We start from the raw sequence: 14,375 nt of genomic DNA, 5'->3' as shown, positions 1-14,375 counted from the left end.
TCAGGCCGGGAGGAGGAACAGACCGCTGACCGTGCCGTCGTCGTTGAACGACACGCGGCCGGTCAGCTGACCGGCCTCGCAGTGCAGCGGCACGTTGACCACGGTGTGGTTGCCCAGCCGCAGCGCGACCGGCTCACCCATCCGCTCGTAGGCGCCGATCAGCCCGACGACCTGCGCCCACACGTCGACGATCTTCTCCGTGGTCAGCTCCGCCGCCATCCGTGCGTCGAAGTCGCGGCGGACCGCTGCCCACCGGCCCGCCGCCAGGTCGGCGAGCAGGGCGACCGCCTTCTCCGCCGCGCCGGGCAGCAGGTCGGCGTCCCGTGCCATGTCCTCTCCCGTCCGCGGGTCGACCGGACGGCCGAAACGCTGGAAGGCCGCCTGCCGGGAGGTGCCGAGCACGTCGCCGATCTCCTGCCAGGTGTGGCCTCGCGCCCGTGCCGCGTCGACCGCGCGCCGCAACGCGTCCTCCGCGTCGCGGGCCTTTGCCAGGGCTCCGGCCACCGCCGCGAGCCCGCCGTCAACGTATCCTTGACGATCGTCGTCCGTCAAGCCTGGTTTGACGCGGTGTCGGCGCGCGGCACTGCGGCAGGTGGCGTCGCAGTACCGCTTGATGCGGCCCCTTCCTTGCTGTTTCGGCAGTTCCCGGCCGCACTGGCGGCAGGTGTGCGATCTGTCGACGTTGGCCATAAGTATTTCCGTGCTCCCGCTGGATGTCACGTAATTCTAAAACGTGCTGTCAACTGAGGCTAGGGTGGCCTTGCCGGATGGCGATGAGGCAGTCTTGACGTCGTGACCGACCAGCCGACCGGGACCCGCGAGCCGCCGCTGCGGGAACTGCTGGGCGGCCGAGGGGGCGCGCTGGACGCGAGCATCCCGCCCGCGGTGTTCGTCGTCGGCTGGCTGGTGAGCGGCCGGTCCATCGGCTGGGGCGCGGCGGCCGCGATCGCCGCCGGTGTGGCCGTCGGCATCTGGCGCCTCGTCAGAGGCCGACGGGTCACGGCGTCGGTGGCGAGCGTGGCGGCGGTGTCGCTGGCGGCGTTCGTCGCGTTGCAGACCGGGCGCGCGGAGGACTTCTTCCTCATCCAGTTGCTGTCGAACGTGGCGAGCGCGCTGGCGTGGGCACTGAGCATCCTGGTCCGGTGGCCCCTGCTCGGCGTGGTGGTCGGGCTCGTGCTGGGGCAGAAGACCCGGTGGCGGCGGGACCCCGACCTGGTGCGCGCGTACGGCAACGCGAGCTGGGTGTGGGTGCTTGGCCAGTACACGGTGCGGGTCGTGGTGTTCGGCCTGCTGTGGTGGTCGGGCTGGGTGGTGGCACTCGGCGTGGCGCGGGTGGTGCTCAGCTGGCCCCTGGTCGCGGCGACACTCGCCGCGAGCGCCGTGGTCCTGCGCAGGTCACTCCCGGAAGGCCACCCGGGCCTGCGTCACCCGCGCGGCTGAGGCCGCCTCACACCACCGGTCGCGGCGCTTGCGGTCCCCACGCCGCCAACGCGGCCAGCCAGGCCGCGCCCGTCGCGCCGTCCGGGGCGAACAGCACCTCCGTCTCGCCGGACAGGCGTTCCCGCAGCGCCACCCCCACCGGGCTCGCCGGGCCGATCACGCTGCCCGCCAGCACCACCGGCGTCGTCTCGTCCGGGGTGCGCGTCAGCCGTGCCTGGTCGGCGAGCAACCCGGCGGCGTCCGTCACTATCTCCGCCGCCGCCCGGTCGGTCGCCGCGAGGCCGCTCACCAGCGACGCGAACCGGGCCAGCCGGATCGGGGCGTCGGCGTTCACGGCCGTGATCAGTCTGCTCAGCGCGAGCCTGCGCCCGGCCGGATCGTCGGCGAAGGGCGTCTCGACCGCCTCCGCCAGCACCGCCAGCGCCAGCGGACCGAGTGCCCCGGTGCTCTGCAGCGCGGCGAGCGTCGAGCGCACCGCCTGCCTGCCGATCCAGTACGCCGACCCCTCGTCGCCCAGCAGCCAGCCCCACCCGCCGCGCCAGGACTCCTTGCGCCGCCGGACGATCCGGGCCGCCACCGAGCCGGTGCCGCCGATCAGCACGGTGCCCTCCGGGGACGACGTGGCCGACGCGAACGCCACCTCCGCGTCCGACACGACGTCGATCCGGCACCCGACGCCCGCCTGCCGCAGCGCGGTCTCGAACACCGACACCACGGCCGGGTCGGTGAACTTGCTCTCCCCGGCCAGCCCCAGCATGCACCCCGCCACGACCGCGCCGGAGGGCACCGCGTCCGCCACCGCCGCCGCGACCCGCCCGGCCGCCAGCGCGGGCGGGTGCGAGTTCGGGTTGCCGCCGCCGGACGAACCACGCCCGGCCACCCGCCCGTCGGCCGACACCGCGAGCGCCCGGCTCGACGTGCCGCCGATGTCCACACCCACCGCCACGTCCGTCATGTCGCAGGCCCCGGTTCCATCGTCACCTTGTCCGCGGACATGGCGCCGCCGCACTCCGCGCAGCTCACCGCCGCGCTCGTCGCCGCGCCGCAGTCGTGGTGGCGCAGCAGCGTCGGCGGGCCGCCGGGGTCGGCGAGCCAGTGGTCGCCCCAGCGGATGATCGCCGCCAGCACGGGGAAGAAGTCCTGGCCCATCTCGGTCAGCGGGTACTCGTACCTGGCGGGCCGCTCCTGGTACCGGACGCGGTCGAGCAGCCCGGCGCCGGTCAGCCGGTCCAGCCGCTCGGTCAGCGTGTTCCTCGCGATGCCCAGCTCGGCCTGGAACCGGTCGAACCTGCGGACGCCGTTGAACGCCTCACGCAGCACGAGCAGCGTCCACTGATCCCCCAACAGATCCATGGTTCTCGCGATGGAACACGGCCACCGGGCGAACGAGGTCCTCCGCACGGGAGAAGTCTAGGGGGCACAGCGGCGAGGACTACAGAGTGCGAGTGACCTTGTTCAGTCCGCGAGGGTTGTCGGGGTCGCCGCCGCGGGCCAGGGCCAGTGCGAGGGCCAGGCGCTGCAGGGGCAGGATCTCCAGGATCGGCGCGACCTCCTCGGCCGTCGCCGGGACCTGGATGCGCAGATCCGCCGACACGTCCGCGGCCGACGAGCCCACCGCGAGCACCGAAGCGCCCCGCGAACGCACCGTCTCCACCACGTCGCGCATCGCGGTGCCGCCGTGGCCCGCGCTGGTCACGGCGACCACGCCGGTGCGGTCGTCGATCGCGGCGACCGGGCCGTGCAGCAGGTCGGCGCCGCTGTAGGAGCGGGCGCCGAGGTAGCTGGTCTCCGCGAGTTTCAGCGCGGCCTCCGCCGCCGTGGCCGACGAGTAGCCGCGGCCGGTCGTGACCACCCGGTCGATGTCGCGGAACCTGGCGACCGCGTCCTCGACCGGGGCGGCGAGTGCGGCCGCGGACAGCTCCCCGATGTCCGCGACCGCTTCGCCCGATCCCCCTCGGACCGCGTCGACCAGCAGGTACAGCGACAGCAGGGTCGCCGTGTAGGTCTTGGTGGCCGCGACGGCCAGTTCCTCGCCCGCTCCGATGTCGACCGAGAGTTCCGCCGCGTCGGACAGCGGGGACGACGGGGTGTTGGTCACGGCGACGGTCAGTGCGCCCTGTGCGCGCGCCACCTCGGTGGCCGCCACCAGATCGGGTGACCCGCCGCTCTGGCTCACCGAGAGGTACAACACGTCGGTGAAGTCCGGGCGCGCGCCGTACAGGGTGGTGGTCGACGGGGACACCAGGCCGGCGGGCAGTTGCAGCAGCACCTCGATCAGGTACTTCGCGTACAGCGCCGCGTGGTCGCTGGACCCGCGTGCCGCGAGCAGCGCGAACCGGGGCCTGCGCGCGGCGATGAGCCGTGCCACCGCCGTGAGGTCCGCCCGCCGTGCCACCAGCGCGTCGAAGACCGCGGGCTGCTCGGCGACCTCCTCGGACATCCGGGCACCTGGTGCCGCCATCGTCCCTCCCGGGTCGTTAAGGTCTAGACCAATGATGGTAGCGCTGTAGGGTGTGCCTCCACCACGGGTGTCACGGTATTCCCAAAAACGGTACGGCGTGATCGCGTCGGCGGCCTGGGGAAGGCATGCTGTAGCAGGGAAGTCGTTGGAGGAGGAGCCATGCTCGAAACGTCGGCCGCGCAGGAGCCCGACGCCGGTACCCGCGCCATGCGCGAACCCAAGTACTGGGGTCTGAAAAGGCACCTGCTCGACCTGCTCGCCTCCCTGCCGCCGGGGTCGCCGATCCCCACCGAACGTTCACTCGCCGCCGAGTTCGACGTGTCACGCACCACCGTGCGCCAGGCTCTTGCCGACCTGACGGTGGAAGGCCGGCTACTGCGCGTGCAGGGCAAGGGCACGTTCGCGGCGGAACCCAAGGTGGCACAGCGGTTGCAGCTGTCTTCGTACACAGAGGACATGCGGGCGCAGGGTCGTGAGCCGTCGTCGCAGCTCATCGACATCTCGGAGATCCCGGCGGAGAACGAGCTGACCACACTGCTCGGCATCCGTTCCGGCGCGAAGGTGCTGCGCATGCAGCGCCTCCGCCTCGCCGACGGCGAGCCGATGGCGATCGAGACCACCCACCTGCCGCTCGGCCGGTTCCGCGGCCTGCGCAAGTACCTGGCCCCCGGCGGCTCGCTGTACCAGGTGCTGCGGGACCGCTTCGACGTCGAGATGGGGCACGCGGAGGAGACGATAGAGACCGCGCTCGCCGGGCCGCACGAGGCCGAGCTGCTCGGCGCGGACGTCGGGATGCCGATGCTGCTGCTGTCCCGGCACTCGTTCGACACCACCGAACGGCCGGTGGAGTGGGTGCGGTCGGTGTACCGCGGCGACCGGTACAAGTTCGTCGCGGAGCTCAACCGGCCCTCATGACCACCAGCCAGAGCCGGGGAGAGGTCCGCTGGGGCAGTCCGGTCGCCCGCGGCGTGCTCGCCGCGACCATCCTCGGCTCCGGCATGGCGTTCCTCGACGGCACGGTCGTCAACATCGCGCTGCCGCACATCGGTGCGGAGTTCGGCGCCGACGTCGCCGGCCTGCAGTGGATCGTCAACGGCTACCTGCTGACACTCGCCGCGCTGATCCTGGTGGCCGGCTCGCTCGGCGACCGGTACGGCCGCCGCCGCGTCTACCTCGTCGGCGTCGGCTGGTTCGCGGTGTCCTCGCTGCTCTGCGGCGTGGCGGTGAACACGGAGATGCTGGTCGGCGCGCGGATCCTGCAGGGCATCGGTGGCGCGCTGCTCACCCCGGGCGCGCTCGCGATCATCCAGTCGTCGTTCCACCGGGAGGACCGGGCGCGGGCGATCGGCGCGTGGTCGGGTCTCGGCGGCATCGCGGGCGCGGTCGGCCCGCTGGTGGGCGGCCTGCTCGTGCAGGCGTGGTCGTGGCGGCTCGCGTTCCTGATCAACCTGCCGATCGGGCTGGCCGTGGTGTGGCTGACCAGGAGGTACGTGCCCGAGTCGTGCGACGACTCGATGGGCGGGCGTCCGGACGTGTGGGGCTCGGTGCTCGGCGCGCTGGGGCTCGCCGGGGTCACCACCGCGTTGGTGGAGGGGCCCGGCCGCGGCGCAGGCGACCCGCTGGTGGTCGGCGGGGCCGCGCTCGGGGTGGTGTGCCTGGTCGGGTTCGTGGTGCTGCAGATGCGGCAGCGCGACCCGCTGGTGCCGCCGGACATCTTCGCGAACCGGACGTTCGTGGTGGCGAACCTGCTGACGTTCGTGGTCTACGCGGCGCTCGGCGGGGTGATGATGTTGTTCGTCCTGCAGTTGCAGGTGTCGCTCGGCTACTCGCCCTTGTTCGCGGGCCTTGCCAGCGTGCCGATCTCGGTGCTCATGCTGTTGCTGTCCGCGCGGTCCGGGAAGCTCGCGCAGCGGTTCGGGCCGCGGCCGTTCCTGGTGGCCGGGCCGCTCGTGATCGCGCTGGCGATGGTGCTGTACACCCGGGTCACGCCCGGTGCGTCGTACCTGTTCACCGTGCTGCCCGCGGTGGTCGTGTTCGGGCTCGGGCTGACCGCGGTGGTCGCGCCGGTGACCGCGACGGTGCTGGCCGCCGCGCAGGACCGGCACGCCGGGGTGGCGTCCGGGGTGAACAACGCGATCGCGCGGACCGGCGGCCTGCTCGCGGTGGCGATCCTGCCCGCCGCGGCCGGGCTGTCCGGCGAGTCCTACGCCGACCCGGCCGCGATGACCTCGGGCTGGCAGACGGCGATGTGGCTGTGCGCCGGGTTGTGCGTGGTCGGTGGCGTGCTGGCGCTGTGGGTGCGCAACGACGTGCTCGCCCCGGCTGTGGAATCGGCGGCGGCCCCGCCCGAGCTGCCGGCGCCGGGGGACTGCGTGAGCTGCGGGGTGACGAGCCCGCCGACACACATGCGGGCCGGCCCGCCTCCCCGCATGTGAAAAGTGCTGGTCCCGACCCAGCGAGCGTCGCGGTTCGCCGGTGGATGGTGGTTGCGTGCCGTCACGTTCCCCTGAGGCTCCGTTGGCTGTGTGAGGGCTTTGTCCAGACCTGGGTCGTGAGGATCTCCGCGAACAGTGCCGGGTCGATGTTGCCGCCCGAGTTGACCGCGACCGTCCTGCCCTTCGGCAGGTTCGCGTGCAGGTAGGCGGCCGTGGTGACCGCGCCGCTGGGTTCCGCGACCACCTGTGACCTGGTGGCGAGCAGGCCGATCGCGTCCTTGATCTGGTCCTCGGTGACGGTGACCATGTCGTCGACGAACTTGCGGACGTGCGCGAACGTCAGTTCCGACGGCGTGGACCGCAGCCCGTCGGCGATGGTGCGTGCGCGGTCGTCGGTCGACCAGTCCGGGCGCAGCCCGGTGCGGAAGCCTTCCGCGGTGTCGCCCGCGAGCTCCGGCTCGACGCCGATGACCCGCGCGTGCGGTGCCATCGCCTTGATCGCGGTCGCGACCCCGGAGATCAGCCCGGCGCCGCTCACCGGCACGAGCACCACCTCGACGTCCGGCAGGTCGGCCGCGATCTCCAGCCCGATGGTGCCCTGGCCCGCGATGACGTCCGGGTGGTCGAAAGGCGGGATCAGCGTGCCGCCGTTCGCGGCGACGACCTCCGCCGCGGCCGACTCGCGGTCGGCGGGCGGCACGATCAGCACCTCCGCGCCGTGCCCGCGGGTGGCGTCGACCTTGACCCGCGGGGTGTTCGTGGTCACCACGATGGTCGCCGGGACGCCGTAGGTCTTCGCGACGTACGCGACGGCCTGCGCGTGGTTCCCGCTCGAGTAGGCGACCACCCCGCGGGCACGCACCTCGGCGGGCAGCCGCCCGATCGCGTTGGCGGCGCCGCGGATCTTGAACGCGCCGATGGGTTGCAGCTGCTCGGGTTTGAGCCACAGGGGACGGTCGGGGGCCGCCCAAAGGCAGGGCAGCAAAGGAGTTCGCACGACGCGGTCGCCGATGCGCGCGGCGGCCGCGTCGATGTCTTCGATGGTGGTCAGTTGCACAACTCCGAGTATGCACTGTCCACAATGGACTGTGTCGGTGCTCACCATCGGCCGACCGGGGGAGCGATCTGCCCGTCCTTGCCGTTGGAGAAGTGGATGAGCCGCGAAGCAGACGAAGGGATCATGAGCGACAAGGACGAGGACGCGGACAGAATGCGGATCAGCCAGGTGCTGGCCGGCGCGCTCGCGGCGGTCACCGCGGCACTGATCGGCTCGACCATGGGGGTGGCGGGCACCATCGCGGGTGCCGGGGTGGCCAGCGTCGTCTCGACCGTCGGCGGTGCCCTCTACCTGCGGTCGATCGAGCGGACCAGCAACAGCGTGCGCACGGTGCGTGCCAAGGTCGTCGGCAGGTCCGGCGGCTCGACCGTGCTGGTCGCCGATCCCGGGACGGCGCCGCCGGTGGCGGGCGAGGAGGTCGAGGCCACGCCGGACGAGGAGCCCGGCGACCGCCCGCAAGGGGAACGCGGGAAGCGCCGGTGGCCGATGCTGGTCGTCGGCAGCCTGGCGGTGTTCGCGCTGGGCATGCTGGCCGTGACCGGCATCGAGTGGCTGCGCGGCGAGCCGCTTTCCGGTGGCACCGGCACCACGTTCGGCAGCGTCGTCCTGCCGCACCGCGACGACGACACCCAGCGGCAGGAACAGCCCGCGGACCCGGCGACGTCCACCACCGCGCCGACCGCGCCTGCCCCCGGCTCGGCCCCGCCTGGGCCCACCACCACGGGCCCTGCCACCACGACGACCACGCCGCCGAGCGAGCCGAGCACCACGACGACCACGACACCGCCGGTCACCACGACGACCGAGGTGGAGGCGCCCGGCGGCAGCGCCATCCCGCCGAACTGACTCTCCGTAACGAACCGCTCGGGCACTATGGCAACTGTTGTCCCCGAACGGGCGATGCCTCAACGCTGCGTATGCAAATACTTTCAGGAGGCCATCCATCCCGGATGGTGAGACCCCTCTGTTGAACACCCGGGAGCCGCTCCACCCCCCTGCTCGCTCCTGGGTCCCCCTGCAAGAAAACGAGGGAGCAACCCTGATGAAACGCACAACCCTTGTGCGCATGGGCAGTACCGCACTGCTCACACTGGGCCTGGCGCTGACGTTCGCCACGCCCGCCAACAGCGTGCCGGTCACGTCGGACCTGGGTGAGATCCAGGCGGCGATGCAACGGGACCTCGGCCTGACCCCGCAGCAGGCGCAAGCCCGGTCCCAGCAGGAGAAGGTGGCCTGGTCGAAGGACAAGACCCTGCGAATCGCCCTGGGCAGCGACTTCGCGGGCAGCCGGTTCGACGCGAAGTCGGGCAAGCTGGTGGTGGACGTCGCCGACGCGAGCCGCGTCGGCGAGGTCAAGGCCTCCGGTGCGCTGGCCCGCGTGGTCGAGCACAGCGAGGCCGAACTGAACGCCGTCGCCTCGAAGCTGGCACAGGGCAGTGCCAGTGTGCCGAAGTCGGTCACCGGCTGGCGGGTCGACGCGGAGTCCAACGCCGTGGTCGTCTCCGTCCACGGCACCGACGCCGCGGCCACGAGCTGGGCCAAGGGCCTGGGCGCGGAGGTCCGTTTCGAGCACGTCGCCGAGCGGCCGCAGACCTTCTGGAACCTGATCGGCGGACAGGCGATCACCAGGAGCGGTTCCCGCTGCTCGCTGGGCTTCAACGCCCGCAGCGGCAGCGCGCGGTACGTCATCACCGCCGGTCACTGCACCAACGGCGGCGGCACGTGGTCCGGCACCGGCGGCACCATCGGCGGCGTCTCCGGTTCGTCGTTCCCCACCAACGACTACGGCCGCATCACCGTGAGCTCCAGCTCCGCGGTGCAGACGGGCCTGGTCGACCGCTACAGCTCGGGCAGTGACGTGCGCGTCACCGGTTCGAGCGCGGTGGGCAACGGCGCGGCGGTGTGCCGTTCCGGCTCCACCACCGGCTGGCACTGCGGCACCGTCTCCTCCACCAACGCGACGGTGTGCTACTCGCAGGGCTGCGTCTACCAGACGTTCCGCACCAGCGTGTGTGCTGAGCCCGGTGACTCCGGCGGTTCGCTGGTGAGCAGCCCGTCCGGCTCGACCGTCCAGGCCCAGGGCCTGACCTCGGGTGGTTCGGGCAACTGCCGCACCGGCGGAACGACGTACTACCAGAAGATCAACGAAGCACTGAGCGCCTACGGCCTGTCACTCGTCACAGGCTGACCGTGCTTGCCAGCGGACGGGCCGAACCCTGCCGGCCCGTCCGCTGGTTTCTGTTCCGAGTCGTGCCCTGCCCTGAAAGACGCTTTCGGGACGCTCAACGTCCCCAAAGCGTCTTTCAGGGCATCGGTGTGGTGCGCAGGGCCGCTGCCAGCCGCGCCGCCGCTGCCCCCGGGTCCGCCGCCTCGGTGATCGCGCGGACCACCACCACCCTGGACGCACCCGCCGCCAGTACCTCCGGCAGCCGTTCCTCGTCGATGCCGCCGATCGCGAACCACGGCCGGGTCGTGCCCGTCGCGGCCGTCGCGCGGACCAGGTCCAGCCCCGGCGCGGGGCGACCCGGTTTCGTCGGGGTCGGCCAGCACGGGCCCGTGCAGAAGTAGTCGACGCCCGGTTCGCCCGCCGCGGCGCTCGCCTGTGGCCCGTCGTGGGTCGAGCGGCCGATCACCACGTCCTCGCCGAGGATCCTGCGGGCCAACGGGACCGGCAGGTCGTCCTGGCCGAGGTGCAGCACGTCCGCGCCGGCCGCGAGCGCGACGTCCGCGCGGTCGTTCACCGACAGCAGCGCACCGTGCCGGGCGCACGCCTCCGCCAGCACCTCGAGTGCGGCGAGCTCCTCCCGCGCCTCGAGGCCCTTCTCCCGCAGCTGGATCACGTCCACGCCACCGGCCAGCGCGGCGTCCGCGAACCCAGCCAGGTCCGGGCGGTTCCCGGTGCACAGGTACAGCCGCGCGTCCGTCAGCCGCGCACGAATCCGGTCTCCGTCTGGTCGAGGCACCCGTTCACGCTATACGGTGGAGGTGGTCCGCACGGGAGTCCAGAGGACTGGGCTGAGAGGGGATCTGCCGATCCCGACCGTCGAACCTGATCCGGATCATGCCGGCGCAGGGAGCGTGAATGTGCTGTGAGTCACAACGTGGTCGTCGTGGGCGGCGGGGTCATCGGGTTGTCCGTCGCGTGGCGGCTCGCGGCCGAACACGACGTGACGCTCGTCGACCCCACCCCGGCCCTCGGCGCGTCGTGGGCCGCGGGCGGGATGCTCGCGCCGGTCACCGAGGCGTGGCCGGGTGAGGAGGAGCTGCTCGACGTCGGCGCCGCGTCGCTCGCTGCGTGGCCGGGGTTCGCGGCGAACCTGGGCGTCGACCTGTTCACCGAGGGCACGGTCGTCGCCGGGTTCGACGCGGCCGACACCGCGCAGCTCGACGTCGTCGCCGACTTCCTCGCGCGGCGGGGCAGGACGGTCGACCGGCTCACCGGCCGCGAGCTGCGCAGGGTCGAGCCGACCATCGGGCCCGCCGTGCGAGGTGGGCTGCACGTGCCCGGCGACCTGGCTGTCGACAACCGGGAACTGTTGCGGCGCCTGACCGCCGCCGCGTACGAGGCGGGGGTGGCCTTCCTCCGTGAGCGGGTGCGGGCGGTGCGGGCCGGTGCGGTCGAACTCGCGGGTTCGGCACTGCCCTGCGAGGTGGCCGTCATCGCCGCGGGCGCGTGGAGCAGCGGGCTGCACCCGGCGCTCGCGTCGGCGGTGCGGCCGGTGAAGGGCGAGATCCTGCGGTTGCGTGCCAGGGACGGCACGTTGCCGCCGCCCCGGCACACCGTGCGTGCGTTGGTCGAGTCCCGGCCGGTCTACCTGGTGCCGAGGGCCGACGGCGAGCTGGTGCTCGGCGCGACGCAGTACGAGGCGGGCTTCGACACCGCGGTCACCGCGGGTGGCGTGCGTGACCTGCTCGTCCACGCGGAACGCGTGGTGCCCGCGATCGCCGAGTACGAGCTGACGGAGACCGCGGCGGGGCTGCGCGCGGGCAGCAGGGACAACCTCCCGCTGGTCGGCTGGCTGGAACCGGGGGTGCTGGTTGCGGCGGGACACCACCGCAACGGCCTGCTGCTGGCCCCGATCACGGCGGAGGCGATCCGCGCCATGGCAGCGGGCGTCGAACCGCCGGCGGAGATCAAGGCCGCCGACCCCGCCCGACTGGAGAGGTGACGTGATGCAGGTACGGGTCAACGGCACGGAACGCGAGGTGCCCGACGGCGCGACGGTGACCGAACTCCTTGCCGCACTGGGGGTTCCGGCCAAGGGTGTGGCCGTCGCGGTGGACGGTCATGTCGTCGCGCGGACCGAGCACGACACGAAGGTGGTGCCCGACGACGCCGACGTCGAGGTGCTGACCGCGGTGCAGGGAGGCTGACATGGACGACCCATTCGTCATCGGGGACCGGCAGTACTCGTCGAGGCTGATCACGGGCACCGGTGGTGCCGCGAACCTGGCGGTGCTGGAACGCGCGCTGAAGGCGTCGGGCACCGAGCTGACGACGGTGTCGATCCGGCGCGTGGACACCCAGGGTGGCACCGGTGTGCTGGAACTGCTGGAGCGGCTGGGCATCGACCCGCTGCCGAACACGGCGGGCTGCCGGACCGCGGCGGAGGCGGTGCTCACGGCGCGGATGGCCCGCGAGGCGCTTGGCACGTCGTGGGTGAAGCTGGAGGTCGTCGCCGACGACCGCACGCTGCTGCCGGACCCCGTCGAACTGCTGGAAGCCGCGGCGACGCTGGTCGACGACGGTTTCACGGTCCTGCCGTACACCAACGACGACCCGGTGCTGGCGCTGCGGCTGGAGGAGACCGGCTGTGTCGCGGTGATGCCGCTCGGGTCGCCGATCGGCACCGGCCTGGGGATCCGCAACCCGCACAACATCGAACTGATCGTGAAAAGGGCCGGCGTGCCGGTGATCCTGGACGCGGGCATCGGCACGGCGTCGGACGCGGCGCTCGCGATGGAACTCGGCTGCTCCGCGGTACTGCTGGCGACCGCGGTCACCAGGGCAACGGACCCGGAGGCGATGGCGACGGCGATGCGGCACGCCGTGCTGGCAGGCCGCCTGGCGCACGGCGCGGGCCGGGTACCGCAACGGTTCTGGGCCCAGGCATCGAGCCCACCGCGCTGACGTCCATCACGGACAGTCGCCGCCGGTCACCGGACAACGCATCGCGTTGTACGGCTCGTCGAGTGTCTCGATGAGCTGGCGGTGGTCATCCCAGTCGTATCGGAGCCACCGGGTCACGCAGAGGACGGTCACGTGTGCCGCTCCCACGTTCTTCAGGGCGATCGCCGCGGACTGTGACTTGGCGCCGGAGACCCAGGTGTCGTCGACGACGAGGACGTGCCGGCCCGAGATGAAGGGCTGGTAGGTGGCAGGGACGACGAAGCGGTCCGGGCGAGGCGCGCGTGCAGGCGACTCGCACAGACCTGGCCCCACGCTCAGGGCGACCTTCGCTGCTTCGTCGTGGACGCCGTGCACGGCCCTGGCGATGTCGGCCACAGGATGTTCGCCTCCCGGCCGCGCGGCGGAGGGAACGAACGTCACCGCATGCCACTGGCCAGTGGTCGCGGCGATGCACCTTCCGTGCACAAAGGTCGCTGCCGCTGCCATGAATCGCAGGTCCTGAGCACATTTCGGAGCAGGAGGCGATGCCTTGTACGCACGTACGTGGTGGGCGGACTGGTGCATCGAGGGCATGCGTGCCTTGGCATACGCCAGTGGAACGACGAGATCGGCGAGACTGCTGCCGTAGGTCTCCTTCGCTCCGTGGCATGGCCCGCACAGGCTGCGCATGGCAGCAGGACCTGTGCAGACAGGGCAGATGTTCTGCGCACCCCGTCGGGTGTTGCAGAAGAACGCGCCCACAGCGGTGTAGAGCTGTTGGGTCAGAGCGTCGGCGACCAAGTGGCGGGAGGCGTCGTCTCCATGGTGGCCCTGGCCGGTCATCGCCTGGTGGCCGCCGCGAGCAGGCTGTCCACGGTCGCCGGACCCGCTGCGATCTTCTCGACAACGGACATGATTTCGGCGGTGCTGGCCGCTACGTGCACACCTGGCCGGCCAAGTAGCTCGGACGGCCACTTGTTCGTGTCCACCACGAGGTCGGTGAAGATCACCGGACGACCATGGCTGACTGCTTTCCGCGCCTGAATGCGGGCACCGCTGTGCTCGCCTGCCTCCACCACGACCGTCGCGCGACCGAAGCCGGACATCACGGCGTTGCGCATGGGGAAGGAGTGCTTCGTGGGCGGTGCGTCCGGCCAGAACTGTGAGAGCACGAGCCCTTCACGCGCGATGCGGTCCTGCAGGCCCCTGTTCTCCGCGGGGTAGACCTTGGTGATCCCCGTTCCTACCACCGCAACCGTGCGGCCTCCTGCTTCCAGCGTTGCTGTGTGCGCGGCCGTGTCGATGCCCCTGGCCAGCCCGGCGATCACCGTGATCCCGCGGGCCGCGAGACCGGCCGCGACCGACCTGGCGATGTCGAGTCCCCTGGTCGTCGCCTGGCGAGAGCCGACCACGGAGACACCCACCTCGTTCGGCACAAGGGTTCCCCGGTGGAACAGGACCGGCGGCATCTCGTGGATCTCGCGGAGCTGAACCGGGTAGTCGTCGTCGCCGAAGGTCAGGAAACCGAAGTCCGCGGCGCGCCACCGGCTCACGTCGTGCGCGGCCTCGGCGAGAGCCGCCGCGGGTCCGTCAGGGGCATCGGTGTGGTCGAACAGGCCGGCCGGGTTCAGCTCGTCCCACAGCGCCAGAGCGCTCCCGCGGGTGGCGATCTCGGCCGTGATCTCCGACCAGGTCAGTTTGGCCGGACGGGTACGAAGGAGCGCGACGAGCGCTGCTCGCTCGTCCTCATTCCACGGCCGATCCATGCGCGCAAGCCTAAACTGCCCGGACTGGATGGGCTGCCGGCGCCACGGGTCGGCCAGGCGACGAATATCGAGCATGTGTTCGATATTACGGCATGATCGCCTGCTC

At 72.0% G+C, this 14,375-nt stretch carries 16 protein-coding genes and 1 riboswitch; of the genes, 8 read left to right on the top strand and 8 right to left on the bottom strand.

The window, feature by feature from the left end; translation table 11 throughout:
* Entirely contained in the window at window positions 1–504 is a 504-nt protein-coding gene (locus ACFPCV_RS12600) for a DUF3887 domain-containing protein (protein ID WP_378056292.1), read from the bottom strand.
* 288 nt (window positions 505–792) lie between these two features.
* On the opposite strand from ACFPCV_RS12600, the gene ACFPCV_RS12595 reads away from it, so the two are divergent.
* Window positions 793–1,440 (top strand): DUF3159 domain-containing protein, encoded by a 648-nt coding sequence (locus ACFPCV_RS12595; RefSeq protein ID WP_378056291.1) that lies wholly within the window; start codon window positions 793–795, stop codon window positions 1,438–1,440.
* 7 nt (window positions 1,441–1,447) lie between these two features.
* On the opposite strand, the gene ACFPCV_RS12590 is transcribed toward ACFPCV_RS12595, so the two are convergent.
* From ACFPCV_RS12590 to ACFPCV_RS12580, 3 genes are read right to left on the bottom strand one after another with little or no spacing between them, the layout of a single operon-like run.
* Window positions 1,448–2,395: an N-acetylglucosamine kinase gene (locus tag ACFPCV_RS12590; RefSeq protein ID WP_378056290.1), complete on the bottom strand. Its 948-nt coding sequence runs from the start codon at window positions 2,393–2,395 to the stop codon at window positions 1,448–1,450.
* On the bottom strand, window positions 2,392–2,841 hold the full coding sequence (locus tag ACFPCV_RS12585) for a winged helix-turn-helix transcriptional regulator (protein ID WP_378056289.1): 450 nt from the start codon (window positions 2,839–2,841) through the stop codon (window positions 2,392–2,394). The genes ACFPCV_RS12590 and ACFPCV_RS12585 overlap by 4 nt, the downstream gene beginning before the upstream one ends.
* Before the next feature lie 31 nt (window positions 2,842–2,872).
* Entirely contained in the window at window positions 2,873–3,880 is a 1,008-nt protein-coding gene (locus ACFPCV_RS12580; RefSeq protein WP_378056288.1) for an SIS domain-containing protein, read from the bottom strand.
* A gap of 180 nt (window positions 3,881–4,060) precedes the next feature.
* Between ACFPCV_RS12580 and ACFPCV_RS12575 the strand changes: the two genes are divergently transcribed.
* Together ACFPCV_RS12575 and ACFPCV_RS12570 are read left to right on the top strand one after the other, a co-directional pair.
* Complete coding sequence (locus ACFPCV_RS12575; RefSeq protein ID WP_378056287.1) at window positions 4,061–4,816, top strand: GntR family transcriptional regulator; 756 nt, start codon at window positions 4,061–4,063, stop codon at window positions 4,814–4,816.
* The gene (locus ACFPCV_RS12570; protein ID WP_378056286.1) at window positions 4,813–6,336 is read left to right on the top strand and encodes an MFS transporter; all 1,524 of its coding nucleotides are present in this window, start codon (window positions 4,813–4,815) and stop codon (window positions 6,334–6,336) included. The genes ACFPCV_RS12575 and ACFPCV_RS12570 overlap by 4 nt, the downstream gene beginning before the upstream one ends.
* 61 nt (window positions 6,337–6,397) lie before the next feature.
* Here ACFPCV_RS12570 and ACFPCV_RS12565 read toward each other — a convergent pair whose 3' ends face one another.
* Window positions 6,398–7,393: a threonine ammonia-lyase gene (locus tag ACFPCV_RS12565; protein ID WP_378056285.1), complete on the bottom strand. Its 996-nt coding sequence runs from the start codon at window positions 7,391–7,393 to the stop codon at window positions 6,398–6,400.
* Between the two features lie 96 nt (window positions 7,394–7,489).
* On the opposite strand from ACFPCV_RS12565, the gene ACFPCV_RS12560 reads away from it, so the two are divergent.
* Window positions 7,490–8,239, top strand: coding sequence for a hypothetical protein (locus ACFPCV_RS12560; RefSeq protein WP_378056284.1), 750 nt, complete (start codon window positions 7,490–7,492; stop codon window positions 8,237–8,239).
* 196 nt (window positions 8,240–8,435) lie between these two features.
* Complete coding sequence (locus ACFPCV_RS12555) at window positions 8,436–9,581, top strand: S1 family peptidase (protein ID WP_378056283.1); 1,146 nt, start codon at window positions 8,436–8,438, stop codon at window positions 9,579–9,581.
* 115 nt (window positions 9,582–9,696) lie between these two features.
* On the opposite strand, the gene thiE is transcribed toward ACFPCV_RS12555, so the two are convergent.
* Window positions 9,697–10,356 carry a thiamine phosphate synthase gene (thiE, locus tag ACFPCV_RS12550; protein ID WP_378056282.1) on the bottom strand — a complete coding sequence of 220 codons (660 nt, stop codon included), beginning with the start codon at window positions 10,354–10,356 and terminating at the stop codon, window positions 9,697–9,699.
* 21 nt (window positions 10,357–10,377) lie between these two features.
* A riboswitch (TPP riboswitch) is annotated at window positions 10,378–10,486 on the top strand.
* Between thiE and thiO the strand changes: the two genes are divergently transcribed.
* The 3 genes from thiO to thiG all read left to right on the top strand — a co-directional run bounded on the left by thiO (window position 10,483) and on the right by thiG (window position 12,524).
* Window positions 10,483–11,562, top strand: a complete 1,080-nt coding sequence (gene thiO / locus ACFPCV_RS12545; protein WP_378056281.1) for a glycine oxidase ThiO — start codon at window positions 10,483–10,485, stop codon at window positions 11,560–11,562. (Overlaps the previous riboswitch by 4 nt.)
* Window positions 11,563–11,566: 4 nt before the next feature.
* Complete coding sequence (gene thiS, locus ACFPCV_RS12540) at window positions 11,567–11,767, top strand: sulfur carrier protein ThiS (RefSeq protein WP_378056280.1); 201 nt, start codon at window positions 11,567–11,569, stop codon at window positions 11,765–11,767.
* Between the two features lies 1 nt (window position 11,768).
* Window positions 11,769–12,524 carry a thiazole synthase gene (gene thiG, locus ACFPCV_RS12535; RefSeq protein WP_378056279.1) on the top strand — a complete coding sequence of 252 codons (756 nt, stop codon included), beginning with the start codon at window positions 11,769–11,771 and terminating at the stop codon, window positions 12,522–12,524.
* Between the two features lie 6 nt (window positions 12,525–12,530).
* On the opposite strand, the gene ACFPCV_RS12530 is transcribed toward thiG, so the two are convergent.
* The gene (locus ACFPCV_RS12530) at window positions 12,531–13,346 is read right to left on the bottom strand and encodes a phosphoribosyltransferase (RefSeq protein WP_378056278.1); all 816 of its coding nucleotides are present in this window, start codon (window positions 13,344–13,346) and stop codon (window positions 12,531–12,533) included.
* Window positions 13,343–14,344 (bottom strand): DNA-processing protein DprA, encoded by a 1,002-nt coding sequence (locus tag ACFPCV_RS12525; protein ID WP_378056277.1) that lies wholly within the window; start codon window positions 14,342–14,344, stop codon window positions 13,343–13,345. Before ACFPCV_RS12525 ends, ACFPCV_RS12530 begins: the two co-directional genes overlap by 4 nt.
* Window positions 14,345–14,375 lie beyond the last annotated feature (31 nt).

The organism is Actinophytocola glycyrrhizae (assembly GCF_042653545.1).
In the GTDB taxonomy this organism is placed as follows: Bacteria; Actinomycetota; Actinomycetes; order Mycobacteriales; family Pseudonocardiaceae; genus Actinophytocola; species Actinophytocola glycyrrhizae.
Note: the sequence above shows the minus strand (reverse complement) of the source record. Positions and strands in the feature narration are given on the sequence as shown.